A 23,947-nucleotide genomic window follows, 5' to 3' on the forward strand; every position below is an offset into this window, starting at 1 on the left:
TCACCCCGCCACCTTCACGGTCGTGGTCGCGCCCCAGAGGGCCAGCGACAGGAAGAAGTCGGTGACGCTGATCAGCACGATGGCGTTGCGCACGGAGCGGCCGACGGCGATGCCGACGCCGGCGGGGCCGCCGGAGGCGCGGAAGCCGTAGTAGCAGTGGGCGATGATCACCATCACGCTGAAGATCAGCACTTTGAGCACCGACAGGAGGACGTCCGTCGGTGACAGGAAGAGGTTGAAGTAGTGGTCGTAGGTGCCCGCCGACTGGCCGTTGAAGAGGACGGTGATGGAGCGGGAGGCCAGGTAGGAGGAGAGCAGGCCGATCGCGTAGAGCGGGATGATGGCGACGACGCCCGCGATGATGCGGGTGGTGACCAGGTACGGCATGGAGCGGATGCCCATGCCTTCGAGGGCGTCGACCTCCTCGTTGATGCGCATGGCGCCGAGCTGGGCGGTGAAGCCGGCGCCGACGGTCGCGGAGAGGGCGAGGCCGGCGACGAGCGGGGCGATCTCCCGGGTGTTGAAGTAGGCGGAGACGAAGCCGGTGAAGGCGGCGGTGCCGATCTGTTCGAGGGCCGCGTGGCCCTGGAGGCCGACGACGGTCCCGGTGAACAGCGTCATCGCGACCATCACGCCGATGGTGCCGCCGATGACGCCGAGGCCGCCGGAGCCGAAGGCGACCTCGGCGAGCAGCCGCTGCACCTCCTTGAGGTAGCGGCGCAGGGTCCGCGGGATCCAGAGCAGGGCCCGGACGTAGAACAGGAGCTGGTCGCCGGAACGGTCGAGCCAGACGAACGGGGAGGCCATCGGCCTCAGCCTCCCTTCGGCGGGACGATCTGCAGATAGATGCCCGTCAGCACCATGTTCACGAAGAACAGCAGGAGGAAGGTGATGACGACGGACTGGTTGACGGCGTCGCCGACGCCCTTGGGGCCGCCCCGGGGGTTGAGGCCCCGGTAGGCGGCGACGATGCCCGCGATGAACCCGAAGATCAGGGCCTTGAGTTCGCTGATGTAGAGGTCGGGCAGCTGGGCGAGGGCGGAGAAGCTGGAGAGGTAGGCGCCGGGGGTGCCGCCCTGGAGGACGATGTTGAAGAAGTAGCCGCCCAGGGTGCCGACGACGGAGACCATGCCGTTGAGGAGGACGGCGACCGCCATGGTGGCGAGGACCCGGGGGACGACCAGGCGCTGGACGGGCGAGACGCCCATGACCTCCATGGCGTCGAGCTCCTCCCGGATCTTGCGGGAGCCGAGGTCGGCGCAGATGGCGGAGCCGCCGGCGCCGGCGATCAGGAGGGCGACGATGAGCGGGCTGGCCTGCTGGATGACGGCGAGGACGCTGGCGCCGCCGGTGAAGGACTGGGCGCCGAGCTGCTGGGTGAGCGAGCCGACCTGGAGGGCGATCACGGCGCCGAACGGGATCGAGACGAGCGCGGCCGGCAGGATGGTGACGCTCGCGACGAACCAGAACTGCTCGATGAACTCCCGGAACTGGAAGGGGCGCCGGAAGACGGCCCGGGTCACCTCGGCGGCGAGGGCGAAGAGGCGGCCGGTCTGCCGCAGCGCGCCGGTGATCACGAGCCGCTCCCGGCGGCCGGCATCCGCAGGGTGGGTGCCCCGGCGTTTCGCGCGTAGGTGTCCTGGATGGCGGCGCGGGCGGCGGGCGGCAGCCGGTCGAGCATCCCGAGGACCCGTTCCCTGCGGCGCGCGACCGCCGCGCGGGGCGGCAGGCCGGGCGAGGGTTCGAGCTGGGGGACGATGACGCGGGGCGCGTCCGTCCGTACGCCTCCGGCGCTGTCCGCCTCGGCGGCGAGGGTGGCGGCGTCCTTCTCCTCGGACATGCCGATGGGGCCTTCGCGGCGGCCGGCGAGGAACTGGGTGACGACCGGTTCCTCGCTGGTGAGGAGGACTTCGCGGGGTCCGAAGGTGACGAGCTCGCGCCGGAAGAACATCCCCATGTTGTCGGGGACGGTGGCGGCGATGTCGAGGTTGTGGGTGACGATCAGCATCGTCGCGTCGATCCGCGCGTTGAGGTCGATGAGCAGCTGCGAGAGGTACGCGGTGCGGACGGGGTCGAGTCCGGAGTCGGGTTCGTCGCACAGGACGATCTGCGGGTCGAGGACGAGGGCGCGGGCGAGGCCGGCGCGCTTGCGCATACCGCCGCTGATCTCGCCCGGCAGTTTGCCCTCCGCGCCGAGGAGGCCGACGAGTTCGATCCGCTCCATGACGATGCGGCGGATCTCCGACTCCCGCTTGCGGGTGTGCTCGCGCAGCGGGAAGGCGATGTTGTCGAACAGGGTCATGGAGCCGAAGAGGGCCCCGTCCTGGAACATGAGGCCGAAGAGCTTGCGGGTCTCGTAGATGTCGCGTTCGGGGCTGCTGACCATGTCGACCCCGTTGATGAGGACACGGCCCCGCTGGGGTTTCAGCAGTCCGATGAGCGATTTCAGGAAGACGGTCTTACCGGTACCGGAAGGGCCGAGCATCACGCTCACCTCTCCGGCCGGCAATGTCAGCGTCACGTCCTGCCAGATGTTCTGCTTGCCGAAGGACATGGTCAGACCCTCAACGACCACTTCGATTCCCATACCACCTCCAGCAGGCGTGAGTCGGGTGTGCGCCGCGGGCGCACGTTAAGTCGGTGCGGATCACCGGGACAATAGGCGCGTCGCCGCGATCCTTGATCCATTGCCGTTCTTGTCACCGCGGAGACAAAGCCGGGACCGGTCTTTGTCTCCGCCGAGATACAGCGGGCATCGCTTCTCCTCAAGGCCGGGCGAGCGGCTCCCCGTCGCCGGAGTTCCGCCCCGATGCGGCATCGGAACCGGCCCGTGGGTACGCGCCGACCTGCGACTGAGCGTCGCCGGGGGAACGTTACGGCCGAGTAACCTCCCGGGGCAATACCGGGTTCCGAGTTTTCGGAAGACGGGGAAGAACGGCCGGATATTTGTCATCGGGGAAACAGTTCCGCCGTCCGGCTTGTCAGCGCGGAGAGTGAATACGGGCCACTTCGGCGGCATACGGGCCACCGCGGTGCGGCTGGTTACCGACCCTTGGACGATCGATCATAATTGTCGACATTGCGCACCCCGGAACCAAGGCGGTTCCCGCTACCGCTCACCCGCCTGACAGGCAATAAGGCAACTTAAAAGAATCATGAACCCCGCCATTGTTCAGCTAAGTTTCCCGCAAGTAACGTCAGGTTTCGCAGCCCGGGAATCCCGTGCCGCCGGCCGCTCGTCCCCCTCCAACGCGGCCACCCCTCTGCCGGTCAATCCCCAAGGAGAGTCCCAGAGCCATGAAGAAGTCCATCAGAAACCTCGCCGTCGCCGCCGGTGGCGCCTCCGCCGCCCTCGCCCTCACGGTGTCCCCGGCCTCGGCGGTGCCCTCGACGGTCTGGACCGTCACCCCGTCGCCGGCCAGCATCACCGCGGTCAACAGCGGGAACATCGTCCTCAGCGTCAACGGCATCGCCATGACGTGTACGAAGTCGAACGGCGCGGGCACGGGGCAGAGCACCACCGGCAACCCGGCCACCGTCGGCACCATCAACTCCATCGCCTTCGGTGCCACCGGCGCGCCCTGCACCAGCCTCCTGGGCAACGTCACCACCGTGGCGACCACCCCCTGGACGATCGTGGCGCAGGACTACACCGCCGGGACCGGCGTCACCAAGGGCCACGTCGGCAACGTCGACGCCAAGGTGACCGTCGGCGCCTGCGTCTTCCGCGTGACGGGCAAGGCCTCCGGGACGTACACCAACTCGACGGGCGCGCTCGCGGTGAACAGCCTCGCCGGTGAGCTGACCGTCGTCTCGGCGACCAACTGCGGCAGCGCCGTGCCGGTCGGTGCCAAGCCGACCTTCAAGGGCACGTACCTCTTCAAGGCGGGCTCCGTCATCCCGACGATCGTCGGCTCCAACCCGTAAGGCGCAGGAACCCGCGTCCGTCCGGCCGGCGACCCCGGCCGGACGGACGCGGGCCTGTCCGCGCCCCCGACCACCGGTCACGCCCCGAGGAGGGCCCGCACGCGATGAAGAAGCCGAGATGAAGAAGCCGATCGGAAAGTCCGCCGTCGCCGCGGGAGCGGCCGCGGCCACGCTCGTCCTCACGGCGGCACCGGCCTCGGCCGTGCCCTCCACGGTCTGGACCGTCACCCCGTCGCCGGTCGCCTTCTCCGCGAAGAACGCCGTGAACCTGGCGATCTCCATCAACGGCATCGCCATCACGTGCACCACGTCCTCCGCCTCGGGCACGCTCCACAGTTCCGCCGGCAACCCGGCGACCGTCGGCACCATCAGCTCCATCGCCTTCGGCGCCTCCGGCGCACCCTGCACCAGCGTCCTGGGCAACGTCTCCATGGTCCCGACCGCCCCCTGGACGATCGTGGCGCGGGACCACACCGCCGCGACGGGCGTCACCAAGGGCCACGTGGGCGGCATCGACCTCAAACTCACCTGGGGCGCCTGCGTCTTCCGCGTCCGGGGCACGTCCTCCAGCACGTACACCAACGCGACGGGCAAGTTGTCCGTCGCCGGCGTCGCCGGAGAGCTGCCCGTCGTCGCGTCCACCAACTGCGGCTCGGCCATGCCGGTCGGCGCCGGCCTGCTCCTCAAGGCCGACCTCCTGCTCAAGAAGACGGGCACCACCACCGTCCCGACGATCGTCGGGACCAACCCGTGAAGCCCCGTACGGGCTCGTGAAGACCCGCACAGCGCCACCAAGGGCGCCCTCCCGCCTTCGCGGACTGTCCGCACCCCTCGCCGGCCTCCTCGTCCCGCCGGCGCACGAACGATCCGAGCGGAGCACCAGATGAGAGGCCCACGGCCCACCACCCGACCCTCCCGCGTCCGGGCGCGCGGCGCGACGATCGCCGCGTTCGTGGCGCTCGCCCCCCTCCTCCCGGCCGCGGCGGCCGCCGTGGAGACCCTGAAGGTCGACGCCGCGCTGTCCTACGTCTGCGACCTGCCCTCGGGACCACAGCCCGCGACGGTACGGATCACGGCGGCCTTCCCCGAACGGGCGGCGGTGGGAGAGGAGATACGGCCCACCGACGTCACCACCACCGTGGAACTCCCCGCGGCGGCCGTCGCCGACCTCACGGCCCTCAAGGCCGCCGAGGTCCGGGCGGAGACGGCGCTCGGCGTCGCCGTGAGCCAGAACGGCCAGGAGACGGGGGCCGCCTGGCGCGGCACCGCGCAGCCGGTCGGCATACCGGCCGAAGGGCCGCTGGCGCTGGTCACGACCGGCGACGTCCCGGTCGTGACCACGAGCACCGCCGGGGACCTCTCCTTCACCGCGGGGAACCTCGACGTCGGCCTCGCCCTGAGCACGGCCGACGGCACGCCCGCCGACCCCGCGTCCCTCTCCGTCACCTGCGCGCCGGACGCGGACGCGGAGCAGGGCGGACCGCTCGCCACCGTCCCGGTCGCCCCCGGCCCCTCCACCGGGGAACCGAGCGGCTCCCCCTCGCCGTCGGACTCCGCCCCGCCCTCCTCCTCCCCTCCGGCCCCCGGGCCGGACCCCTCGGGGAGCCAGGAGGGCACGATCCCGACGCGCGGCCTTCCGCAGACCGGGGAGAGCGGCCCCGGAGCCGAGAGGCCCCGGGAAGGGGCACCGGCCGGAGCCCCCGAGGTGGCGGACACGGCGCCCGGGGCGTCGGCCGGCACACGCTCCGTACCCACCTGCCGCAACGAGCAGGCGACCCCCACCACCCTGACCGCGTACATCACCGGCTACTCCAACGTGCGCAAGCTGAACGGCGCCAACATCATCCCGGTGTCCTGCGTCTTCATCGAGCAGGGAGAGCCCGGGGTCGAGTTCCGGCCGGACGGGATGCACGTGGTCCAGAAGTCGGACGCCCACCTCTTCCACGAGGGACGCAAGCAGACCCCGCCCTTCGAGGCCACCTTCCTGACGTTCGGCTTCGCCCCGACCACGGCGACCCTGGTCCTGGAGCAGGTGGGGCCCATGAGCGTCGAGTCGGACATGCTCGCCAACTTCCCCGTCTACACCTCGGACGCCTACGTCCGCGCCTCCCTCGTCCTGCGCGTGCTCGACGCCCGGGTCAACGGCACCCCGCTGGACGTCGGCCCCTCCTGCCGTACGGAGAAGCCGCTGGCCTCCGTCGAACCCGACCCCGCCAAGTACCCCGGGGACCACCTGGTGCTGCACGGCAAGGGACGACAGGTCATTCCCGACCCCGCCACCGGCTACCAGCTCACCAGCGGCGGCGCGCTCACCGGCGAGGTGACCATCCCGGCCTTCAAGGGCTGCGGGGCCGGGGGCGAGAACCTCGACCGGCTCTTCACCGCCTCCATCTCCGGTTCCGGCAACTACATCAAGCAGATCCAGGGCCAGACCTGCTCCGCCGGTCTGGAGGACCCGCCCATGGACCAGTGCACCGAGGACCGCCAGCCCCGGGTGATCCCCAAGCCCGAGCGCTGAACCGGCACGCCCGTCCCACCGCTCCCCCGTCCCCACCCCCTTCGTCGAAAGGTGTCCGCCATGCCCCTCGTCTCCTCCCGCACCAAGCTGGCCACCGTCTCCGCCCTCACCGCGCTCGGCGCCTTCGCCTCCATGGGCACGGCGACCGCCGCCGCCCCCGAGCTGAACGGCGGCTGGGCCCCGTCCACCCGCTGCCCCGTCGACGCCCCGGCGATGCTCGCGACCGACGGCCTCGACAGGGCGCCGCAGTGCGTCGTCTCCTTCTCGCTCAGCGGCTCCATCAAGCTGGGCAAGACGACGGTGCACACCGGGAAGACCAACCTCCAGATGGGGGCCATCCAGAACGCCGACGGCACCAGCACGGTCGTCGCCCCGCCCGCCGGCGCGCTCATCGCCGACTCCGCCACCGTCCCCGGCGGCCTGCTCGGCCTGATGTGTCCGAGCGACATCCCGTTCATCACCAGCATCTGCAAGCAGCTGTCCGACGGGAAGCTCAACAAGATCACCGCCACCATGGAATCGGTCGGCTCTCCCTCGGACTTCGACCAGATCGCGGGCGTCCTCACCGACCAGCCGATCGTCACCCTCCCGGTCCGGATCCGCCTGGAGAACCCGTTCCTCGGCAGCAACTGCTACATCGGGACGAAGGCGAAGCCGATCATCCTGCGCCCGCGCAACTACACCGCGCCCGAGTTCGGCCTCGACCGCTTCAGCAACGACGGCACCCCGAACGAGGAGGGCGACATCAGCCGCATCAACCTCCTCGGCTCCACCCAGGGCGACGACACCTTCGCCGTCCCCGGCGCCAGCGGCTGCGGCCTCGGGCTGCTCGGCCTGATCGACGGCGCGGTCAACCTCAAGACGGGCCTGCCCTCCCCCGCCGGGAAGAACAGCCTCGTCCTCAACAACACCCAGACCTATCTGACCGGCCTGTACGCGCCGGGCGTCGCCGCCCCCGACGCCGGAAAGGTCTTCTCCCAGAGCTGGCACTCGGCCGTCAAGTAACGGCCACCCAAGGTCGATTACCGGCCTAGTCGGCGGCACACGCCCTCGCGGGGACGCCAACTCCTGCGCAAGTTGTGTACACCACCGAGCAGTTGTCCTAGCTTCAGCAGTCCCCGCAGGTACGCACCTGACGGCCGTGGCGGCGCCCCGTTCTCCGGGCAGGGCGCCGCACCGCCGTTCCCCCACCGGTCGCGCAGAAGAGCAAGGGATCGGTCCATGCCCGCTATCGCACAGCCGCCGAGCATCGGCGAACCCCTCGACCCGCTCCCCCGGGAGTTCGCCGATCTGATGAGGCCGGAGATCCCCGGGCTCATCAAGGAGATCGGCGTGGAGGTCCAGCGGACCTATCCCGTGTACGCCCACCTCTTCAACGGGCCCCACTCGGACGCGATCCGCCAGGGCGTGGAGCAGGCCCTGGCGGCCTTCGTGGACCGGGTCGCCGACCCCGGGACGAACTCGGCGCTCCGCGACGAGCTGCTGCGCAAGTTCGGCCGGGTGGAGGCCTACGAGGGCCGCGACCTCGACACCCTGCAGGGCGCCTACCGCCTCGGCGCCCGCATCGCGCTGCGCCGGGCCAAGAGCATCGGGCGCACGTACAACCTCTCCCCCACGCTCATTCTGGCCTTCGCGGACGCCCTCTTCGCCTACGTGGAGGAGTTGGAGGCGCTCTCCCGCGAGGGGTACGTCATGGTCCAGGGGCGCGCGGTGTCGGACACGGCGGCGCTGCGCAGACAGCTCCTCCACCTCGTCCTCGCCGGGCCGCCGCTGCCCCGGACGACCATCGCCGAGCTGTGTCGCGAGGCCTCCTGGGAGCTGCCCGCCGAGTGCACGATGGTCGCCTTACGGGCCCCGGTCGCCGAGCTCGTCCAGGCCGGTCTCGACCGGGACGTCCTCGCCGACCTCAGCCTCCCCCAGCCGCACGTGCTCATCCCCGGCCCGCTCACCGCCGAGCGCCTCGCGATGCTCGAATCCGCCCTGGCCGGCACCCCCGCCGTCGTCGGTCTGACCGTGCCCCCGGCGCAGGCCGCGCACTCCGTCCGCTGGGCGCGGCGCGTCCTCCAGCTCATCGACGACGGCCTCGTGGCGGACGCCCCCGTCGTGCACTGCGAGGACCATCTGACAACGTTGTGGTTGCTCTCCGACCCGGCGCTCACGCACCACCTGGCCGCGCGCGAACTGGCCCCGCTCGACGGCCTGTCCGGGAGCCGGCGCGACCGGCTGATCGAGACCCTGCGCGTCCACGTCTCCACCCGGGCCCCGGCCGAGCAGGTCGGCGAGATGCTGGGCGTGCACGCCCAGACGGTCCGCTACCGGCTGCGGAACCTGGACAACCACTTCGGCGACCGGCTCCTCGACCCCGACCGGCGCTTCGCCCTGGAGGCGGTCCTGCGCTCGCTCCACCTGCAGGACAAAAAGCGGAAGGGCTGAGTCCGAACCGGGAGCGTTTCCTCATGACCTTCATATGATCGGATGGAGGTCATGAACGCTCGGACCCTGTACCTGTTCAGCAGTGCCGCCCCACCCGTCTTCGACGTCGCCCGGGTCGTCGAGGAGGCGCAGGCCGACGGCTGGGACGTGTGCCTCGGCCTCACGCCGACGGCCGCCCGCTGGCTCGCCGGCTCCCTCGACGGGCTCGCCGCCCTCACCGGGCACCCCGTGCGCTGGGAGCACCCCTTCCCGGGCCAGCCGGACGTGTGGCCGGCGCCGGACGCGATCGTCGTCGCGCCGGCCACCTTCGACACGGTCAACCGGTGGGCGCTGGGCCTCACGGACACGTGGCTCGTCGGGGTGGTGGCCGAGGGCATCGGGAAGCGGATCCCCATGGCGGTGATGCCGTGCGTGAACTCCGCGTACGCCGCGCACCCCCGGTTCGACCGGTCGCTCGACGTCCTGCGCGGCGCCGGGGTGCGGGTGCTGTACGGCGAGGGCGGGTTCGTACCGCACGAGCCGGGCGGGGAGGATCCGGCGGCCTACCCGTGGCGGACCGCCCTGGACGCCGTCGCGGACGTGCTCCGGCCGTTCTGACGCGTCCGCCCCGCACCTGGAGGGGTGCGGGGCGAACACGTCCTGCGGGTACCTGACTTACTTGGCGATCGTCCGGCTGATGACCAGGCGCTGGATCTCGCTGGTGCCCTCGAAGATCGTGTAGATGGCGGCGTCGCGGTGCATCCGCTCCACCGGGTACTCGCGGGTGTAGCCGTTGCCGCCGAGGATCTGGATGGCCTGGGCGGTGACCTCCTTGGCGACCTCGCTGGCGTACAGCTTGGACATGGAGCCCTCGGCCGAGGTGAAGGGCTTGCCGGCCGTCGCCATCCAGGAGGCGCGCCAGACCAGGAGGCGGGCCGCGTCGATCCGGGTGGCCATGTCGGCGAGCTGGAAGGCGACGCCCTGGTTCTCGATGATCGGGCGGCCGAACTGCACGCGGGTCTTCGCGTAGTCGAGGGCCACCTCGTACGCGGCGCGGGCGGTGCCGACGGCCATGGCGCCGACGGCGGGGCGGGAGGCCTCGAAGGTGGCCATGGCGGCGTTCTTCACGCGCTCGCCGCCCGCCTTGGCCTTCTCCCGGGCGCGGGCGAGGCGCTCGTCCAGCTTCTCCTTGCCGCCGAGGAGGCAGTGGCCGGGGATCCGGACGTCCTCCAGGACGACCTCGGCGGTGTGGGAGGCGCGGATGCCGTGCTTCTGGAACTTCTGCCCCTGGGAGAGGCCGGGGGTGTTCGGCGGCACGATGAAGGAGGCGTGGCCCTTGGAGCCGAGCTCCGGGTCGACGACGGCGACGACGACGTGGACGTTGGCGATGCCGCCGTTGGTCGCCCAGGTCTTGGTGCCGTTGAGGACCCACTCGTCCTTGGTCCCGTCGTAGACGGCCCGGGTGCGCATGGAGGCGACGTCCGAGCCGGCGTCGGGCTCGGAGGAGCAGAAGGCGGCGACCTTGACGTCGTTCGCGTCGCCGTACATCTGCGGGACCCAGGTGCCGATCTGCTCCTCGGTGCCGTTGGCGAGGACGCCGACGGCGGCGAGGCCGGTGCCGACGATGGAGAGGGCGATGCCCGCGTCGCCCCAGAAGAGCTCCTCCATGGTCATGGGGATGCCGAGGCCGGTCGGGTCGAAGAACTGCTGGGCGTAGAAGTCGAGGGAGTAGATTCCGAGCTTGGCCGCTTCCTGGATGATCGGCCAGGGGGTCTCCTCACGCTCGTCCCACTCGGCGGCGGCGGGGCGCATGACGTCGGCCGCGAAGCCGTGGAGCCAGTCGCGCACCTGCTTCTGGTCCTCGTTGAGTTCGAACGTGAACTCGCCCATTTTCCCTCCCAGCAGTATGTTACTTGCGGTAACAGCAGTCTGTTACCGCCGGGTAGGGGCTGTCAACCTGCGCGGAAGCGGTTCGGCCCGACCGGCATCCGGGCCGGGCCGGGTGTTACGTTGCGACGGCCCGACAAACACAGCACCGCGCAACCGCGGGACCGACGACCGTACGGCCGGGGAGACAGGCACATGGACATCGCGCACCGGACCACCGACCAGCAGACGCCCGCCGAGCAGCGGCGGCGCGAACTGCTGGAGGCGGCGGACCGGGTGGTGCTCCGGGACGGCCCCAAGGCGTCCATGAACGCGATCGCGGCCGAGGCCGGCATCACCAAGCCGATCCTCTACCGCCACTTCGGCGACAAGGGCGGTCTGTACCGCGCGCTCGCCACCCGGCACACCGACGCGCTCCTCGACGCCCTGCGAGCCGCGCTCGACGCCCCCTCCGACCGGCGCCGCCGGGTCGAGTCCACCCTCGACACCTACCTCGCCTCGATCGAGGCGATGCCGCAGGTCTACCGCTTCCTCATGCACCCCGCCGAGGAGCCCCACCAGAACGAGCAGGGCTTCGACGTCGGCCGCCACTCGGCCCCGCTGCTGCGCCGCATGGGCGAGGAGCTCGGCCAGGTCATCGCCGAGCGCGTCGACCTGGGCCCCGCCGCCGAGGCCCAGGCCCGGATCTGGGGCCACGGCATCGTCGGCATGATGCACGCGGCCGGCGACTGGTGGCTCGGCGAGCGCCCCTGCTCCCGCGCCGAGCTGGTCCGCAGCCTGGCGGACCTCCTCTGGGGCCGGCTGGCCGAGGCCGACGACCGCGCGGACGGACCGGGGTTCTAGGACCGCCCGGAGACCCCGCCCGGAGGTCCCGCCCGGACGACCCGCGGAAGCCCCCTCAGCCCTCCAGCACCGACACCCCGCCGCCCCACGGCTGCCTGCGGACCGCCCGCAGCAGACGTGACCTCCGCCACCCCGTGACGTGGTCCGCGTAGACCCCGCCCTCCAGGTGGTCGGCCTCGTGCTGGAGGCAGCGGGCGAAGAAACCCGTGCCCTCGACCCGTACCGGGGCCCCGTCCAGGTCCACGCCCTCCACCACCGCGCGGTCGAAGCGGGGCGTCGGGGCCTCCAGGCCCGGCAGGGAGAGGCACCCTTCCGGCCCCCTGACCAGGTCGCCGTCCGCCTCCACCAGGCGCGGGTTCACCACGTGCCCCAGGTGGCGGACCTCCTCGTCGTCGGGGCAGTCGTACACGAAGACCCGCAGGCCGACGCCCACCTGGTTCGCCGCCAGACCCACCCCGTTCGCCGCGTACATCGTGGCGAACATGTCCTCGACCAGCCGGGCCAGTTGGGGTCCGAAGTCGGTGACGGGCGCGCAGGGCGCGTGCAGCACGGGATCGCCGAGCAGGGTCATCGCTCGGACCAGGCCGGAACTGCCGGGGATGGGGCGGTTTCGCATGTCGGTAAGGGTACGGTCCGCCGTGACCTGCCTGTTTCGTACGATCGCTCGGCGGTGCCGCTGTTCGGGCTCCTGGCCGGATCTCGATAGGCTGAGCCCGGACCGACGCGAGGAGGAACAAGAACGATGTCAGGACACCCCGGTAATCCAGAGCCGCTGTCGCCGCGCGCCAAGCTGGCCGTGACGGCGGGCAAGGCCGCGGCCGCGGTGTCGCGGGCGGCGGGTCGCGGAAGCGGATCGGTGATCGGCGGCCGGGTGGCGCTGAAGCTCGACCCCGACCTCCTCGGGCGCCTCGCCCAGCATCTGGACGTCGTCCTGGTGTCGGCGACCAACGGCAAGACGACCACCACCCGGCTGATTGCGGAGGCCCTGCGCGCCGCCGGCCCCGTCGTCTCGAACGCGCTCGGCGCGAACATGCCCGCGGGCATCACCTCGGCGCTCGCCGGCGGCTCGGACTCCAAGTACGGCGTGATCGAGGTCGACGAGAAGTACCTCGCGGGCGTCGCCCGGGACACCACACCCAAGGCGATCGCGCTGCTCAACCTCTCCCGCGACCAGCTCGACCGCGCCGCCGAGACCCGGATGCTCGCCGAGAAGTGGCGCGAGGGCCTCAACGGCACCAAGGCCGTGGTCATCGCCAACGCCGACGACCCGCTGATCGTGTGGGCCGCCTCCTCCTCCCCCAACGTGGTGTGGGTCGCCGCGGGCCAGGAGTGGAAGGACGACGCCTGGTCCTGCCCCGCCTGCGGCGGTGTGATGCAGCGCCCCGGCGACGACTGGTTCTGCGGCGAGTGCGGCTTCCGGCGCCCCGCGCCGAGCTGGGCGCTCAGCGGCGACCACGTGCTCGACCCGCACGGCTCGGCCTGGCCGATCCGCCTCCAGCTGCCCGGCCGCGCCAACAAGGCGAACGCCACCACCTCGGCCGCCGTCGCCGCCGTCTTCGGGGTGCCGCCGCAGGTGGCCCTGGAGCGCATGTACCAGGTGCAGGCCGTCGCCGGCCGCTACGACGTGGTCTCCTTCCAGAACCGCGACCTGCGGCTGCTCCTGGCGAAGAACCCGGCCGGCTGGCTGGAGACCTTCTCCCTCATCGACGGCCCGCCGGCCCCGGTGATCCTCTCCGTCAACGCGCGCGGCGCCGACGGCACGGACACCTCCTGGCTGTGGGACGTCGACTACGGCCGGCTCGCCGGCCACCCGATCATGGTGATCGGCGACCGGCGGCTCGACCTGGCGGTCCGCCTGGAGGTCGCGGGCGTGGACTTCCGCGTCTGCGAGACCCTCGACGAGGCCGTCGCGATGGCCCCGCCCGGGCAGATCGAGCTCATCGCCAACTACACCGCCTTCCAGGACGTCCGCCGCCGCGTCGGCAACTGACCCGTAGAGGACATGCAGCATGAGTGACAGCAGCCTGCGCCTGGTCTGGGTCTACCCGGACCTGCTCAGCACCTACGGCGACCAGGGCAACGTCCTCGTCGTCGAGCGCCGCGCCCTGCAGCGCGGCCTCAGCGTCGAGCGCGTCGACGTCCGCAGCGACCAGCCGGTGCCGACCTCGGGCGACATCTACCTGATCGGCGGCGGCGAGGACCGTCCGCAGCGGCTCGCGGCCGAGCGGCTGCGGCGGGACGGCGGCCTGAGCCGGGCCGCCTCCAACGGCGCGATCATCTTCTCGGTCTGCGCCGGCTACCAGATCCTGGGCCACGAGTTCATCAACGACCTCGGCGAGCGCGAGGGCGGCCTCGGGCTCATCGACGTGATCTCGACCCGCGGCGAGGGCGAGCGGTGCGTCGGCGACGTCCTCGCGGACATCGACCCCCGCCTGGGCCTGCCCCAGCTGACCGGGTTCGAGAACCACCAGGGCATCACCCACCTCGGCCCGACGGCCCGGCCGTTCGCCCGGACCGTGCTCGGCAAGGGCAACGGCACCGGCGACGGCACCGAGGGCGCGTACAACGACACCGTCTTCGGCACGTACATGCACGGCCCCGTCATGGCCCGCAACCCGCAGATCGCGGACCTGCTCCTGAAGCTGGCCCTCGACGTGAACGCGCTGCCGCCGACCGACGACCGCTGGTACGAGGCGCTGCGCGCCGAGCGCATCGCGGCGGCCACGCAGCCCGCCTGACCGGCCCGCACGGCCCGTCCGCGCCGCTCGTACGCACGTGCGTTGTCCACGGTGCGGACATCCGGTTCGGCCCCGCCACCCGGCGGCTATAGGGTGGCGGGGATCCAGCCGGACGACGTGGTCCGGGAGTCGGCCCACGTTGCAAAGGTTTTTGGGCTATGCGCATTGGCGTGCTCACCTCCGGCGGAGACTGCCCCGGTCTGAACGCTGTCATCCGGTCCGTCGTGCACCGCGCCGTGGTGGACCACGGCGACGAGGTCATCGGCTTCCACGACGGGTGGAAGGGCCTCCTGGAGTGCGACTACCGCAAGCTCGACCTGGACGCGGTGGGCGGCATCCTGGCCCGCGGCGGCACCATCCTCGGCTCCTCGCGGGTCCAGCCCGCGCACCTGGTCGACGGCGTCGAGCGGGCCCGGGGCCACGTCGCGGACCTCGGCCTCGACGCCATCATCCCGATCGGCGGCGAGGGCACCCTGAAGGCGGCGAACCTGCTGTCCGAGGCGGGCCTCCCGATCGTCGGCGTCCCGAAGACCATCGACAACGACATCGCCTCCACCGACGTCACCTTCGGCTTCGACACCGCCGTCACCGTGGCGACCGAGGCCCTCGACCGGCTGAAGACCACCGCCGAGTCCCACCAGCGGGTCCTGGTCGTCGAGGTCATGGGCCGCCACACCGGCTGGATAGCGCTGCACTCCGGCATGGCGGCCGGCGCGCACGCGGTCGTCGTCCCCGAGCGCCCCTTCGACATGGACGAGCTGACCGCCCGGGTCGGCGCCCGCTTCGCGGACGGCAAGCGCTTCGCGATCGTGGTGGTCGCGGAGGGCGCGAAGCCGCGCGAGGGCTCGATGGAGTTCAAGACCGCCGGCACCGACATCTACGGCCACGAGCGCTTCACCGGCGTCGCCAACCAGCTCTCCGTCGAGCTGGAGCGCCGCCTCGGCAAGGAGGCCCGCCCGGTCATCCTCGGCCACGTCCAGCGCGGCGGCACCCCGACCGCGTACGACCGCGTCCTCGCGACCCGCTTCGGCTGGCACGCGGTGGAGGCGGCGCACCGCGGCGAGTTCGGGATGCTGACGGCGCTGCGCGGCACGGACATCGTGACGGTCCCGCTGGCGCGGGCCGTGGAGACCCTCAAGACCGTCCCGGCCGACCGCTACGCCGAGGCGGAGTGCGTGCTCTGACGGCTCCCGTGCGTGACCGTACGCCGTCCCGTACGTGACACCCGCCCCCGGTCGCGATCGCGGCCGGGGGCGGTTCTAGTCTGGTGCGGACAACAAGCGCGAATCGGGCTCCGGGAGTGTACGGATGGATCACAGCGGGCACGGCATGACCACGGATCTGCCGCCGTTCACGCTGGGGCGGGGCCTGGAGTTCTCTCCCGACCTCTTCTTCCTGGTCGGCTGCCTCGCGGCGCTCGGCCTGTACGGGTGGGGCGTGGCGCGGCTGCGGCGGCGCGGGGACGCGTGGCCGGTGAGCCGGACGGTGTTCTTCGCGGTCGGCGTCCTCACCGTCGCCCTCGTGATGTGCACCAAGCTGAACGACTACGGCATGGTCATGTTCAGCGTGCACATGGTGCAGCACATGGTGATCTCCATGCTGTCGCCGATCCTGCTGCTGCTCGGCGCGCCGGTGACGCTCGCGCTGCGGGCGCTGCCGGTGGCGGGCCGGGGCTCGACCGGGCCGCGCGAGCTGCTCCTGAAGCTGCTGCACAGCCGGTACGTGAAGGTGATCACGCACCCCGGCTTCACGATCCCGATGTTCATCGCGAGCCTCTACGCGCTGTACTTCACCCCGCTCTTCGACTTCCTGATGGGGTCGAAGCCGGGCCACATCGGCATGATGATCCACTTCCTGATGGTCGGCGTGGTGTTCTTCTGGCCGATCATGGGCGTGGACCCGGGCCCGCACCGGCCGGGGTACGTGATGCGGATGCTGGAGCTGTTCGCCGGGATGCCGTTCCACGCCTTCTTCGGCATCGCGCTGATGATGGCCTCGGAGCCGATGGTCGAGGCGTACGCGAACCCGCCGGCCTCGCTGGGGATCGACGTGCTCGCCGACCAGAACGCGGCGGGCGGCATCGCCTGGGCGTTCAGCGAGATCCCGTCCGTGCTCGTCCTGATCGCCCTCGTCTACCAGTGGTACCACTCCGAGCAGCGGCAGGCGGTCCGCAAGGACCGGGCGGCCGACCGGGACGGGGACAAGGAGCTGGAGGCGTACAACGCGTACCTGGCCTCGCTCCGGGCGCGGGGGAACTGACCTCCGGAAGGTCGTGGACGGGTCCGGTGCCGGGTGCGGCGCCGGGCCCGTTCCGCGTGTGGAAGCCGTTTTCCGGCGCACGCCGGAGCGTCCGGGGAGTAGCGCGCGCCCCCTCCCCCGGGGGACGATGGTCGGAACGGCTTCCGCGGCCTCGGTCGGGAGGAGGGCGGACTGATGTCCGGTCCCACGAAGACGATGGCGGTGCTCACCTGCGCCGCGCTGGTGCTGACCACGGCGTACACGGTGGCGCTCGGCAGCAGCGGCTGGCTCTGGTTCGGTCTGATGGTGCTGATCGTGGTGACGATCGGGGTGGCCGCGTCGGAGAGCGCGACGGCCCCCGCGGGTCCGCGCCGGCGCCCGCCGGAGCGCCCGGGGCCCAGCGGCCCCACGGGCCCGATGGGTCCCCCGGGGATCTGACCTCCGCACGCCTCCTCAGCGGGGCGCGAGGACGATCCAGACCTGCCCCGGGGCGAAGGCCAGGGGCGCCCCGTCCGGGGTGGTGAAGGCCGTGCCGGACGCGGCGGAGGGCCGGGACCAGCGGGCCTCGTGGGCGCGTCCGTCGCGCAGCACGAGCGCGGTGCCCTCGCCGACGGTCTCGGTGTACGGGGAGACCGCGCCGGTCACGTCGCGGAAGTCGGAGGGGCGGACGGTGACGCGCTGGACGACGACCGTCTCCGGGGTGAGCGGTCCGGTGTCGGTGGCGCGGGCCTCGCGGCCGTCCATGGCGACCCGCCAGGCGCGGTCGGCGGCGGACCAGGTGAAGGTGTAGCGGGCCGCCGGGTAGCGGACGGTCGAGGTGGTGGTCGGGGTGCCGTCCGGCGGGGCGGCTCCGAAGCGGAAGCCGATGTCCCGGGCGTCCCCGGCGTCCGGCGCGGCGGCGAGGGCGCGGGCGGGCCGCAGGTAGAGGTTGTGCGGGGCGGCCCGGTCCGGGGAGCGCAGGAAGGCGCCGGGCGCGGTGCTCTCGGTGACCGGGTACAGCGGCGCGGCTTCGAGCAGCGGGTTCAGGGCGGTCTGCGCCCCGGAGTAGGCGAGGGCGGGCCGGCCGAAGGCGGCGAGCAGGGAGATGTCGGACTCGCGGGCGCTGCGGACGGGTCCGACGCGCTCGGGGAGGCGGGAGGAGTAGACGGCCAGGAGCCGGGTGGTGCCGCCCTCGACCTGTTCGACGTAGACGAGGTCGGCCGCGCCGAGCCCGGTGTGGGGGCGGGCCGCCGCCGCGTTGTCGATCTTGACGCCGAGGACGGGGCCGGGTTCGGCGGGGAGGCCCGTGAAGGGCGAGCGGCCGGCCGGGGCCGTCGTGGTGGGGGCCGGGTCCGGCGCGGCCGTGCCGGAGCAGCCGTACAGCCCGGCCGCCGTCAGCGCGCAGAGGAACGCGGTGAGGATCCGGCCGGGGCGTCTCGTGCCGTGTCCATCGGTCATGCTGTGCCCGTTGGTCATGGGGTGCCCGTCGGTCGGGATGACGCTCCCCCACCAGTGGACCACGGGCCCGCGCGCGGATACAACGGGCGTGGCGGGAAGACGAAGAGATGACGGACGGACCGACGGACCGGCGAACGGGGTCGCGAGTGTTCTACCAATTGATGAAGTACGTGCTCCTCGGACCGCTGCTCCGGCTGCTGTTCCGGCCGCGCATCGAGGGCCTGGAGCACGTCCCGGCGGAGGGGGCCGCGATCGTGGCGGGCAACCACCTCTCCTTCTCGGACCACTTCCTGATGCCGGCCGTCCTGGAGCGGCGGATCACCTTCCTGGCGAAGCAGGAGTACTTCACGGGGCCGGGGCTCAAGGGCCGCCTCACGGCCGCCTTCTTCCGGGCCGCCGGGCAGATCCCGGTGGACCGCTCGGGCAAGGAGGCCGGGCAGGCGGCGATCCGGGAGGGGCTCGGCGTCCTTGCCCGGGGCGAGCTGCTCGGCATCTATCCCGAGGGGACCCGTTCGCACGACGGGCGGCTCTACAAGGGCAAGGTGGGCGTGGCGGTGATGGCGCTGCGGGCCGGGGTGCCGGTGGTGCCCTGCGCGATGGTGGGGACCTTCGAGATCCAGCCGCCGGGGCGGGTCGTGCCCCGGATCCGCCGGGTCACCATCCGCTTCGGGGAGCCGCTGGACTTCTCCCGGTTCGCCGGGCAGGAGGGCGAGAAGGCGGTGGTCCGGGCGGTCACGGACGAGATCATGTACGAGATCCTGCGCCTGTCGGGGCAGGAGTACGTGGACGCGTACGCGGCGGTGGTGAAGGCCGCGGAGGCCGGAGACCCGCCGGACGAGGGGCCGCGAAAGTTGCCCGGCGGGGAACGCTGAGGGCGGATCCGCGCACGGCGCAATCCCCTGGGCACGTGCGCCGGGCGGTCGTAGCGTCCCGTCCATGACCAAGGGACACGCGTTCGTGCTGGGTGCGTCGGGACAGGTGGGGCGGGCGGCCGTGCGGGCCCTCGCCGGGGACGGCTGGGAGGTGACGGCCGCCTCGCGGGGCGGCGGGAGGGACGACAGGTGGCCGGAGGAGGTCCGGTCGGTGCGGCTCGACCGGAACGAGGAGGGGGCGCTCGCGGCGGGGATCGGCGACGGCTGCGACGTGCTCGTGGACGTCGTGGCGTACGACCGTTCCCACGCGCGGCAGTTGACGGGGCTCGCGGACCGGATCGGTTCGGCGGTGGTGGTGTCGAGCGGCGCCGTCTACGAGGACGACCGGGGGCGGAGCTTCGACACCCAGGACGAGCCGGACGGCTTCCCCGCCTATCCGGTGCCGCTGTCCGAGGAGTGGCGGACGGTCGCGCCGGGCGGGGCCACGTACGGGACGCGGAAGGTCGCCCTGGAGCGGGAGCTGCTCGCGGCGGGCGGGGCGCTGCCGACGACGCTGCTGCGGGCGGGCGCGATCCACGGGCCGTACTGCCCGGGGCCGCGCGAACTGTGGTTCGTGAAGCGGGCGCTCGACGGGCGGCCGGTGCGCTTCCTCGCGTACGGCGGGAGGTCGCGGTTCCACCCGGCGCACGTGGACAACCTGGCGGAGCTGGTCCGCCTGGCGGCGGCGAGACCGGGGAGCCGGGTGCTCAACGGCGCCGATCCGCAGGCGCCGACGGTGGCGGAGATCGGGGCCGCGATCGACGCGGTCCTGGGCGTGGAGAGCGAGCGGGTCCTGATCGAGGGCCCGCCGGAGGGCCCCGGGGGTCTGGTGGGGCTCACGCCGTGGACCTCGGAGCATCCGATCGTCTACGACATGGCGGCGGCGGAGCGGGAGCTGGGGTACCGGCCGGTGGTGTCGTACGCCGACTCGCTGCCGGAGACGGTGGAGTGGCTGGCCGGACGGGTGCGCGGGCGGGAGTGGCGGGAGGCGTTCCCGAACCTCGCGAAGTACGGGGTGGACTGGTTCGACTACGCGGCGGAGGACGCCTGGCTCGCGGCGCGCGGGTGACGCGGGGGTGGAGGGAGGGACGCTCCCTCCACCCCCGCGCCGGTGCCGTTACGGCTGCGGGGTGGCGTGCGGGGCGCAGGTCTGGTCCCTGGCGTCCGGCTTGCCGGTCAGCAGGTAGGCCTCGACCTTGGTGTTGACGCACGGGTTGACCAGGCCGGTGACGCCGTGGGAGCCGGCGTCCCGCTCCGTGATCAGGCGCGAGCCCTTGAAGCGCTTGTGCAGTTCGACGGCGCCTTCGTACGGGGTGGCGGCGTCGCGCTCGGCCTGGACGATGAGCACCGGCGGCAGTCCCTGGTGGGTCTTGACCTCCACGGGCCGCCGGCTCGGCGCGGACCAAGTGGCGCAGGGCAGGTTCATCCAGGCGTTGGCCCAGGTCATGAACGGGTACTTCCGGTGGAGCCGGGTGTTGTCCCGGTCCCACTTCTTCCAGCTGGTCGGCCAGGGGGCGTCGGCGCACTCGACGGCGGTGTAGACGGCGTTGCCGTTCTCCGAGGAGATGTTGCCGGCCGTGTCGGTGAGGTCGGCGGCGGCCGAGTCGATCAGCGGCTGCGGGTCGCCGGCGGCGTACGCGCTCCAGGCCTCCGCGACCGGGGCCCACATGGAGTCGTAGTAGGGCGCGTTCTGGAAGAAGCCGATGAGTTCGGCCGGTCCGACCTTGCCGCCGAGCGGGTTCTTCTTGGCGGCGGCGCGCAGGACGTCCCACTGCCCGCGCACCTCGGCGTAGCTGTCGCCGAGGTGGTAGGTGGCGTCGTGCCGGGCGACCCAGGTCATCCAGTCCTTGAGGCGGCCCTCGAAGGCGATGTCCTGGTCGAGGTTGGCCTCGTACCAGATCTTGTCCCGGGACGGGTTGACGACGCTGTCGAGGACCATGCGGCCGACGTGGGTGGGGAAGAGGGTCCCGTAGACCGCGCCGAGGTAGGTGCCGTAGGAGACGCCGACGAAGTTGAGCTTCTTCTCGCCGAGGGCGGCGCGGATGACGTCGAGGTCGCGGGCGCTGTTGGGCGTGGTCATGAAGGGCAGCATCGCGCCGCTCTTCTCGGCGCAGCCGTCGGCGTACTCGGCGGCGAGCTTGCGCTGGGCGCGCTTGTCGGCCTCGCCGTCCGGGACCGGGTCGGCCTTGGGGCCCTTGACGAACTCGGTCGGGTCGACGCAGGAGAGGGGGGCCGAGTGGCCGACGCCGCGCGGGTCGAAGCCGACGAAGTCGTAGGCCTTGGCGGCGCCCGCCCAGACGGCGTTCTTGGTGGTGACGCGGCGCGGGAAGCGCAGGCCGGAGGCGCCGGGGCCGCCGGGGTTGTAGAGCAGGGCGCCCTGGCGCTCGCCGGGGGTGCCGGTGGAATTGATCCGGTCCACGGCGAGCTTGATCTTCTTGCCGTGGGGCTTGGCGTAGTCGACGGGGACGGTGACCCAGCCGCACTGGATGGGCTTCTCCAGGCCCCAGTCGGCGGGACAGTCCTGCCAGTCGATGCCCGTGGCGGCGGCCCGGGCGGCGGCGACCGCGACGCCGATCGACTCGGCGTCGCGGTGGTGCCGGTCGCTCTGGGCGTTCGCCGTCGGAGCCGCGAGCGCGCCCGCGACGAGCGCGCCCGTTATCAGCGTGCCGGCCGAGCCGAGCACGGTCGTACGTCTCATGGGTTCTCCCCCGGTGGGGCGCCGTTTCCCGTGGTGGCGCCGGGTGTTGGTGGTCCAGGGGATCCTTTCGCCAGGGGGACCCGGGAGGAAAGAGCGAACGCGTGTTTCTTTGCCGAACCAATAACCGGAGAGCGGTGTACCGCTGAGCGGTGAACGGCGAGGGCCGGGCGGTGCGGGTCAGAACGGGGCGAGCGCGGCCAGCGCGGTGTCGAGGAGGCGGCGCAGGGCCAGGGCGTCCGGGGCGACGGCGGTGACGAGGGCGGCGGGGCCCGCGAGCGGGGCGATCACCGCGTGCTCCCCGAGCAGCCGGGCCTCCACCGGCTTCTCCGCGAACGCCGGTTCGACGACGAGGAGTTGTCCGGTGGCCCGGTGGCCGCCGAGGACCGCGCCGCCGTCCCAGCCGCCGGGGGCGCCGGGGCCGAAGGACAGCTCCTGGTCGAGCAGGGGGCGTCCGGCGCGGCGGACGGTGAGACGGGTGGCGAGGGTGCCGGAGGGTTCGCCGTGCCGCCCGAGGACCTGCTCCTCGCGCAGGACGAGCCGGGCCGCGGGGGCGAGTTCGACGGTGGTCCGCATCCGCAGGTGCGAGCCCTCGACGGAGACCACCTGCTCGGGCAGCCAGCGGAGCACGCCGTCGCCCTCGACGTCGATCCGGACGTCGTACGCGGCCGGGTCGGCGCCGCGGCCCGGCAGGGCGAGGGTGGCGGCGGCCGAGTCGACCAGGAGCCGGGCCCCGGCCCGTACCCGGGTCTCGATCGCGAGCCGGTCGCCGCCGAGCGGGGCACTCATCGCCCCGACGACGGTGACCCGGGTGTACGGCCCCGCCGCCCGGGTGCGGCGCAGGGCGAGGGGGCCGTCGCTCACCAGGAGCGGCAGCCCGCCGGCGGCGTCGGCGTCGATCCGGGCGGTGGCGCGCAGGCTCACGCGGCCCATGCCGCAAGCTGTGCCCGGACCCAGTCGGCGACGGGGCCGACGCCCTCCGCCGAGCGCAGGGAGGTGAAGAGGACGGGCAGGTCGCCGCGCTGCTCCTTCGCGTCGCGGGCCATCCGCTCCAGGTCGGAGCCGACGTACGGGGCGAGGTCGGTCTTGTTGACGACGAGGAGGTCGGCGGTGGTGACGCCGGGGCCGCCCTTGCGCGGGATGTCGTCGCCGCCGGCGACGTCGATGACGAAGATCTGGGCGTCCACGAGGCCCCTGGAGAAGGTGGCGGTGAGGTTGTCGCCGCCGGACTCGACGAGGATGAGGTCGAGCGGGCCGACGGCGTCCTCCAGCTCCTCGACGGCTTCGAGGTTGGCGGAGATGTCGTCGCGGATGGCGGTGTGCGGGCAGGCACCGGTCTCCACGGCTCGGATGCGCTCGGGCGGCAGGACGGCCTCGCGGAGCAGGAACTCGGCGTCCTCGCGGGTGTAGATGTCGTTGGTGACGACGGCGAGGGAGAGGGTGTCGCGCAGGGCGCGGCAGAGGGCGGCGACGGTGGCGGTCTTGCCGGAGCCGACCGGTCCGCCGAGTCCGACGCGCAGGGCGCGGCGGGTGCCGTCGGGGCGGTGGGCGTCGGCGGAGACGGCGCCGTGGTGGGTGTGGGCGTGGCCGAGGTGCATGGGGCGGCTCCGGGGTGGTCGTGTCGGTTGCGTTGGTCGTGTCGCGGAAGAAGGGCGGGGTCCGGGGTGCCGGGGCGTCAGGACGCGAAGAGGCGGACCGGCCAGGCCGCGTGCTGTTCGGCGGTGAGGTCGAGCAGGGGCGCGGAGGCGGCCGGCAGGGCGTCCACCCCGTCCCGGGCGGCCGCGGCGGCCCGCTCGGCCACCCGGTCCATCTCGGGCGCGAGGCGGGCGAGGACGGCGGTGGCCCGGTAGGGGTCGAGGCCCAGGAGGCGGACCACCGCGGTCGCGGGACCGCCGACCGTCTCGTACGCGACGCAGTGCGCCGCGTCCTCGGGGCCGAGTCCGGCGGCCCGGGCGGCGGCGCCGAGGACGACGGGCTGGTGGGCGCCGCGCGGGAAGGCGGCCGCGAGCGCGTCGAGTGCGGGGTCGGGCCAGGCGGCGCGCGCGGCCCGCATCATCTGGCGGCCGAGCCTGCGGGCGGCGGCGCGCAGGGCGGGCGAGGGGGTGCGGGCGTCGGCCGCCGCGTCGAGCGCGTGCGGGTCGAGCCCGTGCGCGGCTCCGGCGGCGAGTCCGGCGGAGGTGAGGCCCGTGGTGTGCAGGCGCCCCCGGCAGAAGGCCTCCAGGTCGTCGGCGTCCTTGATCCGGCCGGCCTTGACGGCGGCCTCGGCGCCTCCGGAGTGGGCGTGCCCGCCAGCCGGGAAGCGGCCGTCGGCGAGCACGAGGAGGGCCGAGCGCGTCATCGT

Annotated in this window: 24 protein-coding genes; 14 read left to right on the forward strand and 10 right to left on the reverse strand. The window is 72.7% G+C overall.

Annotation, left to right across the window (positions count from 1 at the left end; genetic code table 11):
- Genes ACIQVI_RS22080 through ACIQVI_RS22090 form a run of 3 tightly spaced genes read right to left on the reverse strand, consistent with a single transcriptional unit; the run spans position 1 to position 2,587 of the window.
- On the reverse strand, positions 1-807 hold the full coding sequence (locus ACIQVI_RS22080; protein ID WP_351973028.1) for an ABC transporter permease: 807 nt from the start codon (positions 805-807) through the stop codon (positions 1-3).
- A 5-nt stretch (positions 808-812) separates the two neighbouring features.
- Entirely contained in the window at positions 813-1,577 is a 765-nt protein-coding gene (locus ACIQVI_RS22085) for an ABC transporter permease (protein WP_053645526.1), read from the reverse strand.
- Positions 1,574-2,587 (reverse strand): ATP-binding cassette domain-containing protein, encoded by a 1,014-nt coding sequence (locus tag ACIQVI_RS22090; RefSeq protein WP_351973029.1) that lies wholly within the window; start codon positions 2,585-2,587, stop codon positions 1,574-1,576. Before ACIQVI_RS22090 ends, ACIQVI_RS22085 begins: the two co-directional genes overlap by 4 nt.
- A 710-nt stretch (positions 2,588-3,297) precedes the next feature.
- Here ACIQVI_RS22090 and ACIQVI_RS22095 point away from each other — a divergent pair.
- The 6 genes from ACIQVI_RS22095 (at position 3,298) to ACIQVI_RS22120 (ending at position 9,475) form a co-directional block, all read left to right on the forward strand.
- Entirely contained in the window at positions 3,298-3,927 is a 630-nt protein-coding gene (locus ACIQVI_RS22095) for a hypothetical protein (RefSeq protein WP_403598374.1), read from the forward strand.
- A gap of 118 nt (positions 3,928-4,045) precedes the next feature.
- Positions 4,046-4,681, forward strand: coding sequence for a hypothetical protein (locus ACIQVI_RS22100; RefSeq protein WP_403598377.1), 636 nt, complete (start codon positions 4,046-4,048; stop codon positions 4,679-4,681).
- Between the two features lie 129 nt (positions 4,682-4,810).
- The gene (locus tag ACIQVI_RS22105) at positions 4,811-6,445 is read left to right on the forward strand and encodes a DUF6801 domain-containing protein (protein ID WP_403598381.1); all 1,635 of its coding nucleotides are present in this window, start codon (positions 4,811-4,813) and stop codon (positions 6,443-6,445) included.
- Positions 6,446-6,505: 60 nt separating this feature from the next.
- Positions 6,506-7,450, forward strand: coding sequence for a hypothetical protein (locus tag ACIQVI_RS22110; protein WP_351972079.1), 945 nt, complete (start codon positions 6,506-6,508; stop codon positions 7,448-7,450).
- Positions 7,451-7,666: 216 nt separating this feature from the next.
- Positions 7,667-8,878 carry a helix-turn-helix domain-containing protein gene (locus ACIQVI_RS22115; RefSeq protein ID WP_351972080.1) on the forward strand — a complete coding sequence of 404 codons (1,212 nt, stop codon included), beginning with the start codon at positions 7,667-7,669 and terminating at the stop codon, positions 8,876-8,878.
- Between the two features lie 51 nt (positions 8,879-8,929).
- On the forward strand, positions 8,930-9,475 hold the full coding sequence (locus ACIQVI_RS22120) for a flavoprotein (protein ID WP_403598386.1): 546 nt from the start codon (positions 8,930-8,932) through the stop codon (positions 9,473-9,475).
- 57 nt (positions 9,476-9,532) lie between these two features.
- On the opposite strand, the gene ACIQVI_RS22125 is transcribed toward ACIQVI_RS22120, so the two are convergent.
- Positions 9,533-10,747: an acyl-CoA dehydrogenase family protein gene (locus tag ACIQVI_RS22125; protein WP_403598389.1), complete on the reverse strand. Its 1,215-nt coding sequence runs from the start codon at positions 10,745-10,747 to the stop codon at positions 9,533-9,535.
- A 192-nt stretch (positions 10,748-10,939) separates the two neighbouring features.
- Between ACIQVI_RS22125 and ACIQVI_RS22130 the strand changes: the two genes are divergently transcribed.
- On the forward strand, positions 10,940-11,587 hold the full coding sequence (locus ACIQVI_RS22130) for a TetR family transcriptional regulator (protein WP_121829985.1): 648 nt from the start codon (positions 10,940-10,942) through the stop codon (positions 11,585-11,587).
- A gap of 55 nt (positions 11,588-11,642) precedes the next feature.
- On the opposite strand, the gene def is transcribed toward ACIQVI_RS22130, so the two are convergent.
- Positions 11,643-12,203, reverse strand: a complete 561-nt coding sequence (gene def / locus ACIQVI_RS22135) for a peptide deformylase (RefSeq protein WP_351972083.1) — start codon at positions 12,201-12,203, stop codon at positions 11,643-11,645.
- Positions 12,204-12,329: 126 nt separating this feature from the next.
- Here def and ACIQVI_RS22140 point away from each other — a divergent pair, with 126 nt between their 5' ends.
- From ACIQVI_RS22140 to ACIQVI_RS22160, 5 genes are all read left to right on the forward strand, one after another.
- On the forward strand, positions 12,330-13,577 hold the full coding sequence (locus ACIQVI_RS22140) for a MurT ligase domain-containing protein (RefSeq protein ID WP_351972084.1): 1,248 nt from the start codon (positions 12,330-12,332) through the stop codon (positions 13,575-13,577).
- Between the two features lie 19 nt (positions 13,578-13,596).
- Positions 13,597-14,325 carry a type 1 glutamine amidotransferase gene (locus ACIQVI_RS22145; protein ID WP_030214258.1) on the forward strand — a complete coding sequence of 243 codons (729 nt, stop codon included), beginning with the start codon at positions 13,597-13,599 and terminating at the stop codon, positions 14,323-14,325.
- 158 nt (positions 14,326-14,483) lie between these two features.
- Entirely contained in the window at positions 14,484-15,509 is a 1,026-nt protein-coding gene (locus tag ACIQVI_RS22150; RefSeq protein ID WP_351972085.1) for a 6-phosphofructokinase, read from the forward strand.
- A 124-nt stretch (positions 15,510-15,633) separates the two neighbouring features.
- Entirely contained in the window at positions 15,634-16,584 is a 951-nt protein-coding gene (locus ACIQVI_RS22155; RefSeq protein WP_121829981.1) for a cytochrome c oxidase assembly protein, read from the forward strand.
- Positions 16,585-16,758: 174 nt separating this feature from the next.
- Entirely contained in the window at positions 16,759-17,001 is a 243-nt protein-coding gene (locus tag ACIQVI_RS22160; protein ID WP_351972086.1) for a hypothetical protein, read from the forward strand.
- A 15-nt stretch (positions 17,002-17,016) separates the two neighbouring features.
- Here the strand turns inward: ACIQVI_RS22160 and ACIQVI_RS22165 are convergent, their stop codons facing one another.
- The gene (locus ACIQVI_RS22165) at positions 17,017-18,000 is read right to left on the reverse strand and encodes a DUF3048 domain-containing protein (RefSeq protein ID WP_403598396.1); all 984 of its coding nucleotides are present in this window, start codon (positions 17,998-18,000) and stop codon (positions 17,017-17,019) included.
- A gap of 146 nt (positions 18,001-18,146) precedes the next feature.
- On the opposite strand from ACIQVI_RS22165, the gene ACIQVI_RS22170 reads away from it, so the two are divergent.
- Together ACIQVI_RS22170 and ACIQVI_RS22175 are read left to right on the forward strand one after the other, a co-directional pair.
- Complete coding sequence (locus ACIQVI_RS22170; protein WP_351972088.1) at positions 18,147-18,872, forward strand: lysophospholipid acyltransferase family protein; 726 nt, start codon at positions 18,147-18,149, stop codon at positions 18,870-18,872.
- Positions 18,873-18,936: 64 nt separating this feature from the next.
- On the forward strand, positions 18,937-19,980 hold the full coding sequence (locus tag ACIQVI_RS22175; protein ID WP_403598399.1) for an NAD-dependent epimerase/dehydratase family protein: 1,044 nt from the start codon (positions 18,937-18,939) through the stop codon (positions 19,978-19,980).
- 48 nt (positions 19,981-20,028) lie between these two features.
- Here ACIQVI_RS22175 and ACIQVI_RS22180 read toward each other — a convergent pair whose 3' ends face one another.
- The 4 genes from ACIQVI_RS22180 to ACIQVI_RS22195 all read right to left on the reverse strand — a co-directional run bounded on the left by ACIQVI_RS22180 (position 20,029) and on the right by ACIQVI_RS22195 (position 23,944).
- On the reverse strand, positions 20,029-21,609 hold the full coding sequence (locus ACIQVI_RS22180; RefSeq protein WP_403598402.1) for an alpha/beta hydrolase: 1,581 nt from the start codon (positions 21,607-21,609) through the stop codon (positions 20,029-20,031).
- A 177-nt stretch (positions 21,610-21,786) separates the two neighbouring features.
- Positions 21,787-22,530, reverse strand: a complete 744-nt coding sequence (locus ACIQVI_RS22185) for an urease accessory protein UreD (RefSeq protein ID WP_403598769.1) — start codon at positions 22,528-22,530, stop codon at positions 21,787-21,789.
- Positions 22,527-23,204: an urease accessory protein UreG gene (gene ureG, locus ACIQVI_RS22190; protein ID WP_403598405.1), complete on the reverse strand. Its 678-nt coding sequence runs from the start codon at positions 23,202-23,204 to the stop codon at positions 22,527-22,529. Before ureG ends, ACIQVI_RS22185 begins: the two co-directional genes overlap by 4 nt.
- 77 nt (positions 23,205-23,281) lie before the next feature.
- Positions 23,282-23,944, reverse strand: a complete 663-nt coding sequence (locus ACIQVI_RS22195) for an urease accessory UreF family protein (protein WP_351971179.1) — start codon at positions 23,942-23,944, stop codon at positions 23,282-23,284.
- Positions 23,945-23,947: the final 3 nt, after the last annotated feature.

This window comes from Streptomyces sp. NPDC098101, assembly GCF_044760185.1.
GTDB lineage: Bacteria > Actinomycetota > Actinomycetes > Streptomycetales > Streptomycetaceae > Streptomyces.

Coding starts and splice junctions, on each gene's coding strand:
- ACIQVI_RS22105 (WP_403598381.1), top strand. CDS start 4,811: ATGAGAGGCCCACGGCCCACCACCCGACCCTCCCGCGTCCGGGCGCGC.
- ACIQVI_RS22115 (WP_351972080.1), top strand. CDS start 7,667: ATGCCCGCTATCGCACAGCCGCCGAGCATCGGCGAACCCCTCGACCCG.
- ACIQVI_RS22120 (WP_403598386.1), top strand. CDS start 8,930: ATGAACGCTCGGACCCTGTACCTGTTCAGCAGTGCCGCCCCACCCGTC.
- ACIQVI_RS22095 (WP_403598374.1), top strand. CDS start 3,298: ATGAAGAAGTCCATCAGAAACCTCGCCGTCGCCGCCGGTGGCGCCTCC.
- ACIQVI_RS22140 (WP_351972084.1), top strand. CDS start 12,330: ATGTCAGGACACCCCGGTAATCCAGAGCCGCTGTCGCCGCGCGCCAAG.
- ACIQVI_RS22150 (WP_351972085.1), top strand. CDS start 14,484: ATGCGCATTGGCGTGCTCACCTCCGGCGGAGACTGCCCCGGTCTGAAC.
- ACIQVI_RS22145 (WP_030214258.1), top strand. CDS start 13,597: ATGAGTGACAGCAGCCTGCGCCTGGTCTGGGTCTACCCGGACCTGCTC.
- ACIQVI_RS22160 (WP_351972086.1), top strand. CDS start 16,759: ATGTCCGGTCCCACGAAGACGATGGCGGTGCTCACCTGCGCCGCGCTG.
- ACIQVI_RS22125 (WP_403598389.1), bottom strand. CDS start 10,747: ATGGGCGAGTTCACGTTCGAACTCAACGAGGACCAGAAGCAGGTGCGC.
- ACIQVI_RS22195 (WP_351971179.1), bottom strand. CDS start 23,944: ATGACGCGCTCGGCCCTCCTCGTGCTCGCCGACGGCCGCTTCCCGGCT.
- ACIQVI_RS22155 (WP_121829981.1), top strand. CDS start 15,634: ATGGATCACAGCGGGCACGGCATGACCACGGATCTGCCGCCGTTCACG.
- ACIQVI_RS22080 (WP_351973028.1), bottom strand. CDS start 807: ATGGCCTCCCCGTTCGTCTGGCTCGACCGTTCCGGCGACCAGCTCCTG.
- ACIQVI_RS22100 (WP_403598377.1), top strand. CDS start 4,046: ATGAAGAAGCCGATCGGAAAGTCCGCCGTCGCCGCGGGAGCGGCCGCG.
- def (WP_351972083.1), bottom strand. CDS start 12,203: ATGCGAAACCGCCCCATCCCCGGCAGTTCCGGCCTGGTCCGAGCGATG.
- ureG (WP_403598405.1), bottom strand. CDS start 23,204: ATGCACCTCGGCCACGCCCACACCCACCACGGCGCCGTCTCCGCCGAC.
- ACIQVI_RS22130 (WP_121829985.1), top strand. CDS start 10,940: ATGGACATCGCGCACCGGACCACCGACCAGCAGACGCCCGCCGAGCAG.
- ACIQVI_RS22090 (WP_351973029.1), bottom strand. CDS start 2,587: ATGGGAATCGAAGTGGTCGTTGAGGGTCTGACCATGTCCTTCGGCAAG.
- ACIQVI_RS22165 (WP_403598396.1), bottom strand. CDS start 18,000: ATGACCGATGGACACGGCACGAGACGCCCCGGCCGGATCCTCACCGCG.
- ACIQVI_RS22110 (WP_351972079.1), top strand. CDS start 6,506: ATGCCCCTCGTCTCCTCCCGCACCAAGCTGGCCACCGTCTCCGCCCTC.
- ACIQVI_RS22175 (WP_403598399.1), top strand. CDS start 18,937: ATGACCAAGGGACACGCGTTCGTGCTGGGTGCGTCGGGACAGGTGGGG.
- ACIQVI_RS22180 (WP_403598402.1), bottom strand. CDS start 21,609: ATGAGACGTACGACCGTGCTCGGCTCGGCCGGCACGCTGATAACGGGC.